Raw genomic sequence first — 14,766 nt, forward strand, 5'->3', positions numbered from 1 at the left:
GACCTGGGGGATTTGTCGACTTCTGGAGATGGATTCCGGCCGCCGCTTGCCCACAAAGCGGGGCAAGGCGGGCGGCCGGGGCCTCCGATGGCCGGATCGCCGTCGTAGCCTCACGCCATGGCACGGAACATCGGCAGCCAGTACACGACCCACCGCGTCCTGGGACGTGGAAGTGCCGGAACGGTGTGGCTCGGGGAAGGGCCGGAGGGCCCTGTCGCCATCAAGCTGCTGCGCGAGGACCTCGCCACCGACCCGGAACTGGCGGAGCGCTTCGCCCACGAGCGGCACGCCCTGCTCGGCCTGGAGCACCCGCACATCGTCGGCGTGCGTGACCTGGTGATAGGGGGCGAGGACGGCCAGGACCTCGCCCTGGTGATGGACCTGGTGCGCGGCCCCGACCTGCGCACCCACCTGGAACGGGAACGGCGGCTCGCCCCGCACGAGGCGGTGGCCATCACCGCCCAGATCGCCGCCGGCCTGTCCGTCGCACACGCGGCGGGCATCGTGCACCGCGACATCAAGCCGGAGAACATCCTGCTGGAGCCGGTCCCCGAGGGCACCGGCACACCGCCGACCGCACTGCTGACCGACTTCGGCGTCGCCAAGCTGATCGACGAACCCCGGCACGGCGGCAAGGGCGGGGTGGTCGGCACCCCCGACTATGTAGCCCCCGAGATCGTCGAGGGCCTGCCGCCGCGCGCGGCCGTGGACATCTACGCCCTGGTGACGGTGCTGTACGAGCTGCTGGCCGGCTTCACGCCGTTCGGCGGTGGGCACACCGGGGCCGTACTGCGCCGCCAGGTGACGGAGACGGCCGCCCGGCTGCCCGGGGTCCCGGACCCGCTGTGGGAAGTGCTGCAGCAGTGCCTGGCGAAGGCCCCGGCCTCGCGGCTGCGCGCCGCGGAGCTGGCCTCCCGGCTGCGGGAGATCCTGCCGTCGCTGGAAGGGCTGCCGCCGCTGGACATCGGCGACCCGGACGGGGCGGACGAGCCCCAGGAGCCGGCAGACCCGCCGCGGCCGGCGCCGGGGCCGCTGCCGGCCGCCGTACCGCTGGTGCGGGCCGACATCCCCGACGACGAGCGGGCCACGCACACCCGGATGCGGGTGCCGGACGCCGAGGAACTGGCCGGCGGCGCGCACGGCACGGCGCGTACCCCCCGCGCCCCGGGCCAGGCCCGCGCCGGCTCGGCCCGCCACGCGGCGGCGGCCCGCCGCAAGCGCCGGCTGGCGATCACGGTGGCGGCGGGCGTCCTCGCCGTGGTGGCGGTCGGCGGCTGGCTGCTGACCGGGGGCGGCGACGGCGACAGCAACTCCCACCGGCCCCCGCACACCACCACCGGCGAACCCGCCCTCGCCCCCTGACGCCCGGCGGGCCACCGGTCACGGACCGCACCGTGGCGCCAGTCCGGCCTCGTGCGGGGTCGGACGCGGGCACGACGGACCGCCGCCTGGGCCGTCGAGGCGGCGGGGACGGGCGTCGTGGGGTCACCGGTCCCCCGAGCACGCGGCCACCCGGCCCCGGGCGCGGGCTCGGTAGCACCGCCGGGAGACGGCCGCCCGCACGGCCCCGCGCCCGGCTCCGGCCGGGTCCCGCACGGCCCTGCGCCCGCCCGGAGGGCGACTGGCGGCGGGGTGGGATGCGGCAGCCGTTACGCTGGTGTATGTGGCAGCCGTCGATGTATCCGAAGCTCTGAAGTCTCTCGCCTCCACCATGGAGTCGATCGAGGCCGTCCTCGACCTTGACCAGTTGAGGGCCGATGTGGCCGCGCTGGAGGAGCAGGCGGCGGCGCCCTCGCTGTGGGACGACCCCGAGCACGCCCAGCAGGTCACCAGCAAGCTGGCCCTGCTCCAGGGCCAGGTGCGCAAGACCGATGAACTGCACAGCCGGATCGACGACCTCGAAGTGCTCTTCGAGCTGGCCGAGGCCGAGGACGACGCCGACACGCGGCGCGAGGCCGAGGCGGAACTGGCGGCCGTCCAGAAGGCCGTCGACGAGCTGGAGGTCCGCACCCTGCTGTCCGGCGAGTACGACGGCCGCGAGGCGATGATCAGCGTCCGCGCCGAGGCCGGCGGGGTCGACGCGGCGGACTTCGCCGAGCAGCTCCAGCGGATGTACCTGCGCTGGGCCGAGCGCAAGGGCTACTCGACCGAGGTGCTGGACACCTCGTACGCGGAAGAGGCCGGCATCAAGTCGACCACCTTCACCGTGAAGGCCCCGTACGCGTACGGCACGCTCTCCGTCGAGCAGGGCACCCACCGCATGGTGCGGATCTCGCCGTTCGACAACCAGGGCCGGCGCCAGACGTCCTTCGCGGGTGTCGAGGTGCTGCCCGTGGTGGAGCAGACCGACCACATCGACATCCCGGAGAACGAGATCCGGGTCGACGTGTTCCGCTCCTCGGGCCCCGGCGGCCAGTCCGTCAACACGACCGACTCCGCGGTCCGGCTGACCCACCTGCCGACCGGCATCGTCGTCTCCTGCCAGAACGAGAAGTCCCAGATCCAGAACCGCGCGGCCGCGATGCGCGTCCTTCAGTCGAGGCTGCTGGCGCACCAACGCGCCGAGGAGCAGGCCAAGATGGACGCGCTCAAGGGCGACGGAGGCAATTCCTGGGGCAACCAGATGCGCAGCTACGTGCTTCAGCCGTACCAGATGGTGAAGGATCTGCGGACGGATCACGAGGTCGGCAACCCGCAGGGAGTTCTCGATGGTGACATCGACGACTTCCTCGAAGCGGGAATCCGGTGGCGCAAACAGCAGGAGAAGTAACCTTCACCCAATTCTCACGCCAGGCAGGGTATTTAACGGACATCCCGCTTGACGCTCGCATGACGAGCGGGAAAGCTGTTCGCGGCATGCCTGTGTTCTGGGGTGCGTGTTGCAGCGGGGTGCGTACCGGCACGAGCCGCGGGTGCCCCTGCCGCACCGCCGCAGCCCTTGAGTGAGGCTGCGACCCCACGACAAGACATTGTCGAGACTCAATAACTACAGGGGGTAGTGGATTTATGGCCAGTTCCAAGACGCGCGCCAACGTCGCGCGGGTGGCCGCGGCTGCGATCTTCGCGGCCGGTGCTTCGCTCGCCGTGGTCGGCACCGCCAACGCGACCACCAGCGCGAAGACTACTGACGCGGTAACCAGTGGCGCTGACGAGGGCGATGTCCTCGGCACCGGGATCCTGGGCGGCGCCCTGGGTGGCGGCGACGAGGGTGCCGACCAGGGCAGCGGCGGCGACGAAGGTGCCGACGCTGGTTCCGACGAGGGCGCCGACCAGGGTGGCGACGAGGGCGCCGACGGTGGCGACGAGGGCGGTGCCGCCGACGGTGGTGCCGACGAGGGCGCCGACGAGGGTGCCAACGGTGACGCCGATGGCGGCAACGGTGGCAACGGTGACGCCGACGGCGGTAACGGTGGCAACGGTGACGCTGATGGCGGCAACGGTGGCTCCGACAACGGTGGCTCCGGTAACGGTGGCCCCGGCCCCGGTGTGAACGAGGGCGCCACCGGTAACAACCCGGACCCCAACAGCCCCGGTAACAACAGCCCGATCGAGCAGAACCCGCCGGCCGAGGACATCACCGAGACCGTGCCGGACGCCACCACTCCCGCCGGGGAGACCCCGAACGGGGAGCGTGGCGAGCTGGCCGAGACCGGTGCCTCCGGTGGCGAGGCGCTGCTGATCATCGGTGCCGCGACCATGATCGCCGGTGGGGTGGCCTTCCGCTACCTGCCGCGTCTGGTGAACAAGGGTGCTGCCGCCGCCTGACGACGGCCCGCACCTCACGCGTCACTCGCGTAACGCCTACGGGCCCGGAGCGATCCACTCGCTCCGGGCCCGTACGGCTGTCCCGGCTGTCTCCGCGGTCCGCCTCAGGCGGGTCTGGCCACCAGCAGGGCCACGGTCACCAGCGCCAGCAGCGCCGCCATCAGCAGCGCCCCCGGGCCGCCCAGCGGCCCCCACGCCCCCCGCTCCTCACGCATCCGGGCCCGGCGGTCCCGGCACACGGCGCACCGGCCCTCGCTCACGCGCCCGGCGCAGTTCGCGCACACCAGCCAGTCTGCGGCGGTCATGGCGATCGTCTCCTCTCATGTCCCCCTCCTTACCTACTGTGCCAGGCTTTGGCCTCAAGGGCGTCTCGTCTGGATCTTCGCGGGGCCGCGACGTCAGCTACGGCACCTCGCTGCGTTGCCGAAATGCCCACAGGAAACCACCCTGAGGGCACTCCGGCGCCTTGCGATGCGCCGCATCCTGGGGGCACCCCCGGCCGAAGGTTGGGGGAGCCGCGGCCTGATCCACGAAGATCCAGACGAGACGCCCTCACCGCAGACGCCAGATCAGGGCAAAGCGGGTGGTAGCGGTCGCTGTCTGCGCACCATGCGCCGCGTCGCGTAAGGTCTGTGCCCAGCGAGGGGGGAGCCTCCCCCAGCCATCGGCCGGGAGATACCGCCAGGGGCTTCCGCCGCATGTACCCAGCCTTGACGTGGTGTAACCGTGATCCGATTCGACAATGTCTCCAAGACGTACCCCCGGCAGACCGCGCCGGCACTGCGCGATGTCTCCCTGGAGGTCGAGCGTGGTGAGTTCGTCTTTCTGGTGGGCTCCTCCGGCTCCGGCAAGTCCACCTTCCTGCGCCTGCTGCTGCGCGAGGAGCGCTGCAGCACCGGCACCGTGCACGTCCTGGGCAAGGACCTCGGCCGGCTGTCCAACTGGAAGGTGCCGCAGGTGCGCCGCCAACTGGGCACCGTCTTCCAGGACTTCCGCCTCCTGCCGAACAAGACGGTCGGCGAGAACGTCGCCTTCGCCATGGAGGTGATCGGCGAGGCGCGCGGCAAGATCCGCAAGACCGTGCCCGAGGTCCTCGATCTGGTGGGCCTGGGCGGCAAGGAGGAGCGGATGCCGGGCGAGCTGTCCGGTGGTGAGCAGCAGCGGGTGGCGATCGCCCGCGCGTTCGTCAACCGCCCCATGCTGCTCATCGCCGACGAGCCCACGGGCAACCTCGACCCCGATACCTCCGTGGGCATCATGAAGCTGCTCGACCGCATCAACCGCACCGGCACCACCGTGGTCATGGCGACGCACGACGCGCAGATCGTGGACCAGATGCGCAAGCGGGTGATCGAGCTGGAGAAGGGCCGACTCGTGCGTGACCAGACGCGCGGCGTGTACGGCTACCAGAACTGACCTCCGGCGCTTCACGCACTCACCCCCGCACTGAAAGGACGCCATGCGCGCCCACTTCGTCCTGTCGGAGATCGGAGTCGGTCTCCGCCGCAATCTCACGATGACCTTCGCGGTCATCGTCTCGGTCGCCCTCTCGCTGGCGCTGCTGGGCGGCTCCCTGCTGGCGAACCAGCAGGTCAACAGCATGAAGGACTTCTGGTACGACAAGGTCCAGGTCTCGATCTTCCTCTGCAACGAGAACGACGCCGACAACGCTCCGCAGTGTGCGCGCGGCGCCGTGACCGAGGATCAGAAGGAGGAGATCCTCGGCGAGCTGGAGGCCATGCAGCTGGTCGACGAGGTGTACGAGGAGTCCGCGAGCGAGGCGTACGACCGCTACCAGGAGCAGCAGCAGGGTCAGCCGATCGCCGCCGTGGTGACGCCCGACCAGATGCAGGAGTCCTTCCGGGTCAAGCTGGTGGACCCCGAGCGGTACGACGTGGTCGCGACGGCGTTCGCCGGGCGCGACGGCGTCTACTCGGTGGAGGATCAGCGGGCGCAGCTGGAGAACCTGTTCGCGCTGCTGAACGGCGTCAACTACGCCGCCCTGGGCCTGATGGCGCTGATGCTGGTGGTGGCGCTGCTGCTGATCGTCAACACGGTGCGGGTGTCGGCGTTCAGCCGCCGCCGGGAGACCGGGATCATGCGGCTGGTGGGCGCGTCCAGCTTCTACATCCAGATGCCGTTCATCCTGGAGGCGGCGATCGCGGGGCTGCTGGGCGGCCTGTTCGCCTGTGTGCTGCTGATCGGGGTCAAGTACTTCGCGATCAACAACTTCCTGGCCCAGGAGATCCCGCTGATCAACTTCATCGGCTGGGACGCGGTGATCTCGGTGCTGCCGTTCGTGCTGGCGGTGGGTGCGCTCATGCCGTCGGTGGCGGCGTTCTTCGCGCTGCGCAAGTACTTGAAGGTGTGACGCGGGTGTGATGAATCACGCCACGCACCTCCGAAAGGCCTTCCGCGCGCCCCGGTCCGGTGACCTACACTCCCGTCCATGTCAGGTCCGACTGATCGGCTGACGCCCCGGTCTGTCCGGCGTGGGGCGGCTTTGGCCTGTGTGTTCGCCGGTGTGCTCATGTCGGGGGCCGCGACCGGCTCCTGGATCGAGGAGCCGGAGGGTGAGGGCGCCGACAGCGTCCCCGTGGCGGCCGGCGACGACGCGCCACGGGACGCGGGTGACGCCGCCCGGCTCGTCAGCCGCAGCGGTGACCGCTGGGCGGCGGCGTACTCGCCGCAGGAGTACGAGCGGCTGCGGCTGTCCCTGGAGGGCGAGTACGTGGGCACCGGGATAGCGGTCAGCCGCACGGCGGACGGCCGGATCGTGGTCAACGAGGTGCACGCGGACAGTCCGGCCGAGCGGGCCGGGATTCTGCCGGGCGACGAGATCGTCACCATCGACGGGGCCGGACTGGACGGCGGCGCGGTCACCGACGCGGTCGGGCGGCTGCGCGGCAGCGACCAGCCGGCGGCGGCCGGGCCCGGCTCCACCGTGCTGCTGGGCCTGGTGCGGGCCGGGGAGCGCTGGGAGGCCGAGGTGGCCAGGGCCCGGCTCACGGCCGAGACGGTGTCGGTGACCCGGGAGGTGCCCGGGGTGACCCGGATCCATGTCTCCTCCTTCACCCGGGGCTCGGCCGGTCAACTGCGCGAGGCGGTGGGCGGCGTCCCGGCCGGGGACGCGGTGCTGCTTGACCTGCGCGGCAATGGCGGCGGGCTGCTGACGGAGGCGGCGCAGGCGGCCTCGGTGTTCCTGGACGGCGGTCTGGTGGCGACGTACGACGTGCACGGTGACCAGCGGGCGCTGCACGCGGAGCCGGGCGGGGACACCCGTACGCCGCTGGTGGTCCTGGTGGACGGCGGCACGATGAGCTCTGCGGAGCTGCTGGCGGCGGCGTTGCAGGACCGCAACCGGGCGGTGCTGGTGGGCTCGCGCACGTTCGGCAAGGGGACGGTGCAGATGCCGAGCGAGCAGCCGGACGGGTCGGTGGCCGAGCTGACCGTGGGGTATTACGCGACGCCCTCGGGGCGGACGGTGGACGAGGAGCGGCCGGTCGAGCCGGATCTGCCGGTGGAGGCGGGCGAGGACGCCGAGGAGAAGGCGCGTACGGTGCTGGACGGGCTGGCCGCCGGGCCCGGCTGAGGGCGTGGTCCGCGCCGGCCGGGCGGTGCGGCGGGCGACCGTTAAACGGGCGGCGGCGCGGCGGCGTGGCGCCGTAGACTGATCACGTCATGGCTAAGAAGAAGAAAGAGACGGCGATCGGGTCGGGGCGCAAGCTCATCGCGCAGAACAAGAAGGCGCGGCACGACTACGAGATCCTGGACACGTACGAGTGCGGCCTGGTGCTCACGGGTACCGAGGTGAAATCGCTGCGCCAGGGCCGGGCCTCGCTGGTGGACGGCTTCGGGCAGCTCGACGGGGGTGAGGTCTGGCTGCACAATGTGCACATTCCGGAATACGCGCAGGGTACCTGGACCAATCACGCCGCGCGCCGCAAGCGGAAGCTGCTGCTGCACCGCGCGGAGATCGACAAGCTGGTCGGCAAGGTGCAGGAGTCGGGTCTGACGCTGGTGCCGCTGGCGCTGTACTTCACGAACGGCAAGGTGAAGGTCGAGCTGGCCGTCGCGCGCGGCAAGCGGGAGTACGACAAGCGGCAGACGCTGCGGGAGAAGCAGGACACCCGGGAGGCGGAGCGCGCGATGTCGGCGGCCCGTCGCCGGCAGCGCGCCTGAGCGGCGCGGAAAAAGCCCGGGCGTCGCGGCACCGGGTGGCGTACACTGGTGCACAGCGGGTCCCACGGGGCCCGGCTGTTTGTTAACTCAACATGGGGATGATCGGTTTCGACAGTGGTTGTCGAAGCAGGGGAAGCGAGCCGAGGAAGCGGCAATGATCTCGTAAACCATATGTCGCAAAAAAATAATCGCCAATACCAAGCGCGATTCCTTCGCCCTCGCTGCATAAGTAGCGACTGGTGAGGTGCCAGCCCGGGCCTGTTCCCGTCCCGGTTCCTGGTATCAGCTAGGGGACTTCACCGTTAGCCTCGGTCACGGAGGCTTGCGGGACATTTAACAGTGACTGAGCCCGTCGGAGACTTGTCCGCGTGATCTCCGGGGCTGAGAAAATCGCAGCGGACTGCGCTCGGAGAAGCCCTCTTTCCACGTCACTGGACGCGGGTTCGATTCCCGCCATCTCCACTGTTTTCACCGTCAGGCCCCGGCCCGCGTTCGCGCGGGCCGGGGCCTGCGTTTGTTCGAACCCCGGGATGACTGTCCGTGGGGCCCGGTAGGGTCACCGGCATGGCAGACAGTGCACCGGCGGGGTGGGGTCCTCAGGGCCGGCCAGAGCCCGAGACGACCGGCGGAAACCGAACGAAGTGGATCATAGGGGGCGCGGTCGCCGTCACCGTGCTGGCGATCGGCGCCGTCCTGCTGCTGCGCGGCGACGACGACCCGGCGAGCGCCGCCCGGGCGGAGGCCAAGGCATTCCTGGACGCCTGGGCGGAGGGCGATCTGGAGGGGGCCGCCGCACACACGAACGACGAGGAGGCCGCCGGCTCGCTGCTGGAGTCGGTCCAGCGCAACCTCGGTGCCGAGGCGACGGCCCTCACCATCGACGGGGAGGTGGTGCGCGCCGAGCTGGGCGAGGGCGTACCGGAGGCCGCGTACACGGTGCCCTTCACCGCCTCCTTCACCCTGCCCGGGGTGGGGGAGTGGTCCTACGAGTCCTCCCTGTACGCCGCCCTCGACGGAGTCGAGGACGACACCTGGCACGTGCACTGGGAGTCGCCGCTGGTCCACCCCGAGCTGTCCGAGGGCCAGACCCTGGTGCTGAGCACCGACCAGTCGGAGCGCGCCCCCATCCTCGCCGCGGACGGCAGCCAGCTGGCCGGTCCCTCCGTCGTGTGGGACCTGAGCATCTGGCCCGCCCGGCTGAGCGACCCCGAGGCCGCCTACGAGGCGCTGGACGGGCTGGAGGTGGGCCTGGACACCGAGGCGCTGGCCGACCGGGTGGAGGCGTCCGACCCCGACCAGGCCGTGTCCGTGGTGAGCCTGCGCGACGAGGTCTTCCGCGAGCACGAGGACACGCTGCGCGCGGTGGAGGGCCTCCAGTTCGCGGAGGACAGCCGCCCGCTGGCGCATCTGGCGCGCACCGTGGTCGGCGGCCTTGACCCCGCGACCGGCGCCGGGTCCTCCGGCCTGCAGGGCCGGTACGAGGAGCAGCTGGCCGGCACCCCGAGCGCCGCCGTCGTCATCGCCGACCGTGAGTCGGGGGACGCGGTGGAGGTGCTCTACGAGCAGGAGGGCGGCGAGCCCGGTACCCCCGTGCAGACCACCATCGACGCCGATGTGCAGCGTGCCGCCGAGGCCGCGCTGGAGGGTACGGACCAGGCCGGCTCCATCGTGGCGGTGCGGCCCTCCACCGGGGAGGTGCTGGCGGCGGCCGACTCCCCGCTGGACGGCGGGGACCGCTCGCTCAGCGGGCAGCTCGCGCCGGGCTCCACCTTCAAGGTGATCACCACCGCGGCGCTGCTGGAGGGCGGCACCGCGCCCGGCGAGGCGATCGGCTGCCCGAAGTACGAGACCGTGGAGGGCTACCGCTTCCAGAACCAGAACGAGTTCGAACTGGGCCCGGCCACCACGCTGCACGAGGCGTTCACCGCCTCCTGCAACACCGCCTACATAGCCAACCGGGACCGCTTCGAGCCCGACACGCTGCGGCTGACCGCCGAGGCGTTCGGCATCGGCGTCGCATGGGACCTGGGCACCGGTTCGTTCGACGGCAGCGTGCCGGACGCCGAGGGCGCCAACGACCTGTCGGCCTCGCTGATCGGGCAGGCCCGCGTGCAGGCCAGCCCGCTGGTGATGGCCTCGGTGGCGGCCACCGTCGCCGAGGGCGCCTTCCACCAGCCGGTGCTGGTGCCCGACGCGGTCGCCGAGCCCACGCCCGCGCCGTCCGAGCTGAGCGCCGACACCTACGCGGCGCTGCGCTCGATGATGCGGGACACCGTCACCGACGGCACCGCCACCGTGCTGGGCTCCGTGCCCGGCACGCCGCACGCCAAGACCGGAACGGCGGAGTTCGACACCGGCGACGGTGAACTGTCCACCAACGCCTGGCTGATCGGCTACCTCGGCGACGCGGACCTGGCCTTCGCCGTGCTGCTGCTGGACGGCGGCTCGGGCGGCGCCACGGCGGGCCCGGTCGCGGTGGACTTCCTCACCGGCTTCCAGGAGTAGAACGCGAGCCCGGCGACCGCCGCCGCCAGCGCGGCGGCGGTCAGCGGAGTGGCGTAGCCGGCGGCACCGGGCGGCAGATGTTCGGCCGCCCAGCCGCCGGCCGCCGCGCCCGCGGCGATGCCGGACAGCAGCGCCGTCACCGCCAGGGACATGCCCTCGTTGAGCCGGGGCGCCGGGGTCAGCTCCTGGAGCAGCGTCATCCCGGTGACCATGGTCGGCGCCGTCGCCATCCCGGCGATCAGCAGCACCGGCACCAGCGGCGGCAGCGCGCCGGTGCCGGCCGCCACCAGCAGCGGCAGCGCCATCAGCACGGCCATGAGTGTCACCCAGCGCACCAGCCGGCGCCGTACCGGGGCGGCCCCCGGGGCCAGCAGTCCGAACGCGAGCCCGGCCGCCCCCGAACCCAGCGCCTGCGCCGCCAGCACCGCGCCCGCCCACGCCTTCAGCCCCAGACCGTCCGCGTACGCGATCGTCACCACCTCCAGCGAGCCGAACACGGCGCCGGTGCACAGGAAGGTGGCCAGCAGCGGCGGTATCCCGGGCAGCAGCAGCGGGGCCCGCCCGGTGCGGGCCCGCCCCGGGCCACGGGGGGCGACCGGCGGCTCGGTGCGGCGCTGGGCCGCGAACAGCACACCGCCGGTGATCAGCAGCGTGACCGCGGTGAGAGCGCCGGCCGCCGGGAACAGCGCGGTGCACAGCCCGGCGGCGATCAGCGGCCCGAGCAGGAAGCACAGCTCGTCCATGGCCTGTTCGAAGGAGTTGGCGGTGTGCCGGGCGGCGGGATCGTCCCGGTACAGGTGCGCCCAGCGGGCCCGTGACATGCCACCGGTGTTGGGGGTGGCCGCCATGAGCGGGACGCAGCAGAACCAGGCCCACAGCGGGGCGCCGCCGGTGACGCACCCCAGCAGCCCCAGATGTCCGGTGCCGGTCAGCAGCACGGCCGGGACGGTGATCCTGGCCTGCCCGTACCGGTCCACGAGCCGGGCCAGCAGCGGGCCGCCGACGGCGGAGGCGGCGAGCGTGGCGGCCACGACCGCGCCGGCCAGCGCGTACGAGCCGTGCAGCCCGGTGATCAGCAGCACGGCGGAGATGCTGAACATGCCCATCGGCAGCCGGGCCAGCAGATTGGGCAGCGTGAAGGCGAGCGCGCCCGGTGCGTCGAACAGCCGGGCGTACGGGCCGCGCGGGTGCCGGGGTCGGCGGCAGCGGCGGTGCCGGTCGGGGGAGCCGGGAACGTGGACGAGGGTGTGGCCGGTGAGGGCGAACTGCATGGGGATCACCTTCGGACCGGGCCGCGCGGGGCGTCCAACACCTGATCGGCCGCCATTCACACAATCCGGTAGTGAATCGGCCCCGACCGGCGACAATGAGGGAATGCCCGCCGACCGTGACACCGATCCACGGCTGCTGCGCGCCTTTGTCGCGGTGGCCGAGGAGTTGCACTTCACCCGCGCCGCCGCACGGCTGTTCGTCGCGCAGCAGGCGCTGTCCCGGGACATCAGACGGCTGGAGGAGCAGTGGGGGACGCGGCTGTTCGTCCGCAGCACCCGCCAGGTGACGCTGACGGCCGAGGGCGAGCGGCTGCTGGCACCGGTGCGCCGGGCACTGGAGGCGCAGCGGGACCTGGCGGCGGCGGTGCGCGGCGCCGGGGCGGGGGCCCGTCCGCTGGTGGTGGATGTGTCGGCGCCGGTGACCACGGCCCGGCTGATCCTGGACGCCGCCCGCGATTCGGCGCCCGGGGTGGAGTTCGTGGCCCGTTTCCACAGCGGTCTGGCCGGGGCGGTGGCGGAGATGACGCGCGGCCAGCTGGATGTGTCCTTCGGCCGGTTCGCGGGCCTTGACCCCGGGGTCCGCGCCGGGCTGGACCACCGGCTGGTGCGCTACGAGCGGACGGCGGTGCTGCTGCCCGCCGACGATCCGCTGGCCCGGCTCGCCGAGATCCCGCTGGAGCGGCTGGCCGGGCGTGAGCTGTACGCGGGTGCCGGCAATCCGGAGACCACCGAGTGGACGGACTACGCGGAGCGGCTGTTCGCCGGGCGCGGCATCGCGGTGGCGCCGCCGTTCCCGCGCATCGACGGCGAGGAGGAGTTCGTCCGGCTGGTGCGGGCGCGCGGGTGGTGGGTGCTGGCCAGCGAGCAGTTCACCGGGGTTCCCGGCATGGTGCTGCGCCCGCTGACCGACCCGGTGCCGCTGTCGCCGGTCTCGGTGGTGTGGCCCCGCGCCCTGCAGCACCCGGGGCTGGCCGCGCTGCTGGACACGGCGGCGGCGCTGGCCGCCACCGGGAACTGGCTGCACCGCCCGCCGGGCGCCTGGCTGCCCGAGCCGGACCGCCGGTTCGTGCCGCCGGCGGTCCCGCCCTCCTCGCGCGGATCGTGAGAGGTCACGTGGCAGGAGTCCCGGTCCGTACCGCTTCGCTGACGAGGCGTACGGCCCGTGCGACGCTCTCCGCCGTGGCCGGGGAGGACGGCTGGTCGGATTCATGGATGAACGCGGTGGCACCGCGGCGGCTGCCGACGTAGTCGACGATGCCGTGCTCGATCTGCGTCCGCAACGCGCGTTCGTAGCCGTGACGCTCGAAGCTGCCGGCGTCGTCGCCGGCGATGGGCAGCAGATGCGTGGTGAGCCGCTGGAGCCTCGGACGCAGCTCCGACCCGACCGAGTAATCGAAAGCCCAGCCGTTGACGAACACGCGGTCGATCCACCCCTTGAGCAGCGCCGGCATGGACCACCAGTACACCGGGAAGACCAGGACGAGGTCGGTGGCGCGGTCGAGACGACGGTGCTCGCGGGCCACGTCGGGAGCGTGGGTGCCGCCTTCCTGGTAGTGGCGGCGGTCCGCCGGGGTGAACCGGGGATCGAACCGCTCCCGGTGCAGGTCCGCCACCTCGACGGCCCGGGGACGGAGGGCCGAGGCGAGTTGCCGCGCCACGTGATGCGTCAGGGAGCCGGGGTCCGGGTGTGCGGTGACCAGCAGGGTCAGGGGGTCGCCGTCATCAGGTGTCATGTCAGGGCCTCCATGGGGGCGGGATACGGATCGGGGGTCGGGCACGCGGTGCCTCACGTCGTCCGTGAGCGGCACTCCGGGGCCGTACGGCGGTGCCGGGCGGTCGCGGCCGGGGCCGGGCTGCCGCGCGGGTCACCGCCCGTCCCACGCGCCTGCCGCAGTCGGGTGGCGTTCCTGGGTCCCGCCGTGCCGGTCGCACCGGGCACAAGCTGTGCGTTTCGCGTCATGGCTCCTACAGAACACCCACGGGACGCACGATCACATGGGTGAGAGGCCGGAATACCTTTGCGATCGTCTAGCCTGTCCCTATGGACGTGACCAGTGACCTTTTCCGCGGAGTGCGGGCCCGCGGCTCCCTGTTCGGCAGTTCGACGCTCTCCGCGCCCTGGTCACTGCACTTCGTGGACGGTGCGCCGCTGACCCTGTGCACCGTCCTCACCGGGGCGGGCTGGATCGTGCCGGAGGGCCATCCGCCCGAGCACCTCGGCGCCCACGACACGATCGTGGTGCGCGGTCCCACGACCTTCACCTTCGTGGACGAGCCCGGCAGCACGGCCGAGCCGATCATCTGCGGAGAGGACTGCGCGACGCCCGAGCAGGGCGGCACCCGGCACAGGCTGGGCTGGCACGATCCCGGGGAAGGGGGCGGCGACGACAGCGGTGCGACGACCCTGGTGGTCGGGGCCTACCCGGTACGCGGCGAGATCAGCCGGCGGCTGATGGAGGCGCTGCCCGTCGTGCTGCGGGTGGACTGCGGAGGCACCGGCGACCCGGTGCTCGACCACCTCGCCGCCGAGGTGGCCCGCGACGAACCGGGCCAGCAGGTCGTGCTCGACCGCCTCCTCGACTGGATGCTGGTCTGTACGCTGCGCACCTGGCTGGACCGGCCCGGTGGCCGCCCCCCGGCCTGGTGGACCGCCCAGAAGGACCCGGTGGTCGGCCAGGCCCTGCGCCTCGTGCACGGCGAGCCGGCGGCGCCGTGGACGGTGGGCGAACTGGCCCGGCGTACCGGGGTGTCCCGCTCGACACTCGCCAAACGGTTCGCCGATCTGCTCGGGGAACCGCCGCTGGCCTATCTCACCCGCTGGCGCATGACGCTGGCGGCGGATCTCCTGGTCGAGCAGGGGTCCTCCACCGTCGCGCACGTCGCCCGTGCCGTCGGTTACAGCGATCCGTTCGCGTTCAGCGTGGCGTTCAAGAGGATCCGGGGCACCAACCCCAGCGAGTTCCGCCGCCTGGCCGAGGCGCGGTGACGCGGTGGTGTGTCCGCGTGGGCGGTCGGTCGCGGACGCCCACGTGCCCGCTCCTCC

Annotated in this window: 13 protein-coding genes and 1 other RNA gene; 11 read left to right on the forward strand and 3 right to left on the reverse strand. The window is 72.3% G+C overall.

The features are described 5' to 3' along the window. The first annotated feature begins 117 nt into the window (after positions 1-117). From H7827_RS19760 to H7827_RS19770, 3 genes are all read left to right on the forward strand, one after another. The gene (locus tag H7827_RS19760; RefSeq protein ID WP_432746760.1) at positions 118-1,362 is read left to right on the forward strand and encodes a serine/threonine-protein kinase; all 1,245 of its coding nucleotides are present in this window, start codon (positions 118-120) and stop codon (positions 1,360-1,362) included. 301 nt (positions 1,363-1,663) lie between these two features. After that, complete coding sequence (gene prfB, locus H7827_RS19765) at positions 1,664-2,770, forward strand: peptide chain release factor 2 (RefSeq protein ID WP_200366883.1); 1,107 nt, start codon at positions 1,664-1,666, stop codon at positions 2,768-2,770. A gap of 236 nt (positions 2,771-3,006) precedes the next feature. Further along, a complete protein-coding gene (locus H7827_RS19770; RefSeq protein WP_375878195.1) occupies positions 3,007-3,765 on the forward strand; it encodes a hypothetical protein in 759 nt (252 codons plus the stop codon). A gap of 104 nt (positions 3,766-3,869) precedes the next feature. On the opposite strand, the gene H7827_RS19775 is transcribed toward H7827_RS19770, so the two are convergent. After that, positions 3,870-4,070: a hypothetical protein gene (locus H7827_RS19775; RefSeq protein ID WP_030725113.1), complete on the reverse strand. Its 201-nt coding sequence runs from the start codon at positions 4,068-4,070 to the stop codon at positions 3,870-3,872. Between the two features lie 421 nt (positions 4,071-4,491). Between H7827_RS19775 and ftsE the strand changes: the two genes are divergently transcribed. From ftsE to H7827_RS19805, 6 genes are all read left to right on the forward strand, one after another. Then, a complete protein-coding gene (gene ftsE / locus H7827_RS19780; RefSeq protein ID WP_030725116.1) occupies positions 4,492-5,181 on the forward strand; it encodes a cell division ATP-binding protein FtsE in 690 nt (229 codons plus the stop codon). A 43-nt stretch (positions 5,182-5,224) separates the two neighbouring features. Further along, positions 5,225-6,136, forward strand: coding sequence for a permease-like cell division protein FtsX (gene ftsX, locus H7827_RS19785; protein WP_030725119.1), 912 nt, complete (start codon positions 5,225-5,227; stop codon positions 6,134-6,136). A gap of 78 nt (positions 6,137-6,214) precedes the next feature. After that, positions 6,215-7,357, forward strand: coding sequence for a S41 family peptidase (locus tag H7827_RS19790; RefSeq protein WP_432746761.1), 1,143 nt, complete (start codon positions 6,215-6,217; stop codon positions 7,355-7,357). An 89-nt stretch (positions 7,358-7,446) separates the two neighbouring features. Then, entirely contained in the window at positions 7,447-7,947 is a 501-nt protein-coding gene (gene smpB / locus H7827_RS19795; protein ID WP_030725125.1) for an SsrA-binding protein SmpB, read from the forward strand. A gap of 94 nt (positions 7,948-8,041) precedes the next feature. Then, positions 8,042-8,412, forward strand: a transfer-messenger RNA (tmRNA) gene (ssrA, locus tag H7827_RS19800). Between the two features lie 99 nt (positions 8,413-8,511). Further along, a complete protein-coding gene (locus H7827_RS19805) occupies positions 8,512-10,452 on the forward strand; it encodes a penicillin-binding transpeptidase domain-containing protein (protein ID WP_432746762.1) in 1,941 nt (646 codons plus the stop codon). On the opposite strand, the gene H7827_RS19810 is transcribed toward H7827_RS19805, so the two are convergent. Then, positions 10,341-11,723: an MFS transporter gene (locus H7827_RS19810; protein ID WP_432746763.1), complete on the reverse strand. Its 1,383-nt coding sequence runs from the start codon at positions 11,721-11,723 to the stop codon at positions 10,341-10,343. The two genes, H7827_RS19805 and H7827_RS19810, sit on opposite strands and share 112 nt — an antisense overlap. 103 nt (positions 11,724-11,826) lie before the next feature. Here H7827_RS19810 and H7827_RS19815 point away from each other — a divergent pair, with 103 nt between their 5' ends. Further along, entirely contained in the window at positions 11,827-12,828 is a 1,002-nt protein-coding gene (locus tag H7827_RS19815; RefSeq protein ID WP_432746764.1) for a LysR family transcriptional regulator, read from the forward strand. Between the two features lie 4 nt (positions 12,829-12,832). Here H7827_RS19815 and H7827_RS19820 read toward each other — a convergent pair whose 3' ends face one another. After that, entirely contained in the window at positions 12,833-13,456 is a 624-nt protein-coding gene (locus tag H7827_RS19820) for an NAD(P)H-dependent oxidoreductase (RefSeq protein WP_432746765.1), read from the reverse strand. A gap of 308 nt (positions 13,457-13,764) precedes the next feature. Here H7827_RS19820 and H7827_RS19825 point away from each other — a divergent pair, with 308 nt between their 5' ends. Beyond that, positions 13,765-14,709: a cupin domain-containing protein gene (locus H7827_RS19825; RefSeq protein ID WP_432746766.1), complete on the forward strand. Its 945-nt coding sequence runs from the start codon at positions 13,765-13,767 to the stop codon at positions 14,707-14,709. Positions 14,710-14,766: the final 57 nt, after the last annotated feature.

Origin of the sequence: Streptomyces sp. JH002 (assembly GCF_050916115.1) — a bacterium.
Taxonomy (GTDB): Bacteria; Actinomycetota; Actinomycetes; order Streptomycetales; family Streptomycetaceae; genus Streptomyces; species Streptomyces xiamenensis.

Bases quoted from the DNA above. Each gene is read 5' to 3' on its own strand.
- H7827_RS19760 (WP_432746760.1), top strand. From the start codon at position 118: ATGGCACGGAACATCGGCAGCCAGTACACGACCCACCGCGTCCTGGGA.
- H7827_RS19770 (WP_375878195.1), top strand. From the start codon at position 3,007: ATGGCCAGTTCCAAGACGCGCGCCAACGTCGCGCGGGTGGCCGCGGCT.
- H7827_RS19775 (WP_030725113.1), bottom strand. From the start codon at position 4,070: ATGACCGCCGCAGACTGGCTGGTGTGCGCGAACTGCGCCGGGCGCGTG.
- ftsX (WP_030725119.1), top strand. From the start codon at position 5,225: ATGCGCGCCCACTTCGTCCTGTCGGAGATCGGAGTCGGTCTCCGCCGC.
- H7827_RS19790 (WP_432746761.1), top strand. From the start codon at position 6,215: ATGTCAGGTCCGACTGATCGGCTGACGCCCCGGTCTGTCCGGCGTGGG.
- smpB (WP_030725125.1), top strand. From the start codon at position 7,447: ATGGCTAAGAAGAAGAAAGAGACGGCGATCGGGTCGGGGCGCAAGCTC.
- H7827_RS19805 (WP_432746762.1), top strand. From the start codon at position 8,512: ATGGCAGACAGTGCACCGGCGGGGTGGGGTCCTCAGGGCCGGCCAGAG.
- H7827_RS19810 (WP_432746763.1), bottom strand. From the start codon at position 11,723: ATGCAGTTCGCCCTCACCGGCCACACCCTCGTCCACGTTCCCGGCTCC.
- H7827_RS19815 (WP_432746764.1), top strand. From the start codon at position 11,827: ATGCCCGCCGACCGTGACACCGATCCACGGCTGCTGCGCGCCTTTGTC.
- H7827_RS19820 (WP_432746765.1), bottom strand. From the start codon at position 13,456: ATGACACCTGATGACGGCGACCCCCTGACCCTGCTGGTCACCGCACAC.
- H7827_RS19825 (WP_432746766.1), top strand. From the start codon at position 13,765: ATGGACGTGACCAGTGACCTTTTCCGCGGAGTGCGGGCCCGCGGCTCC.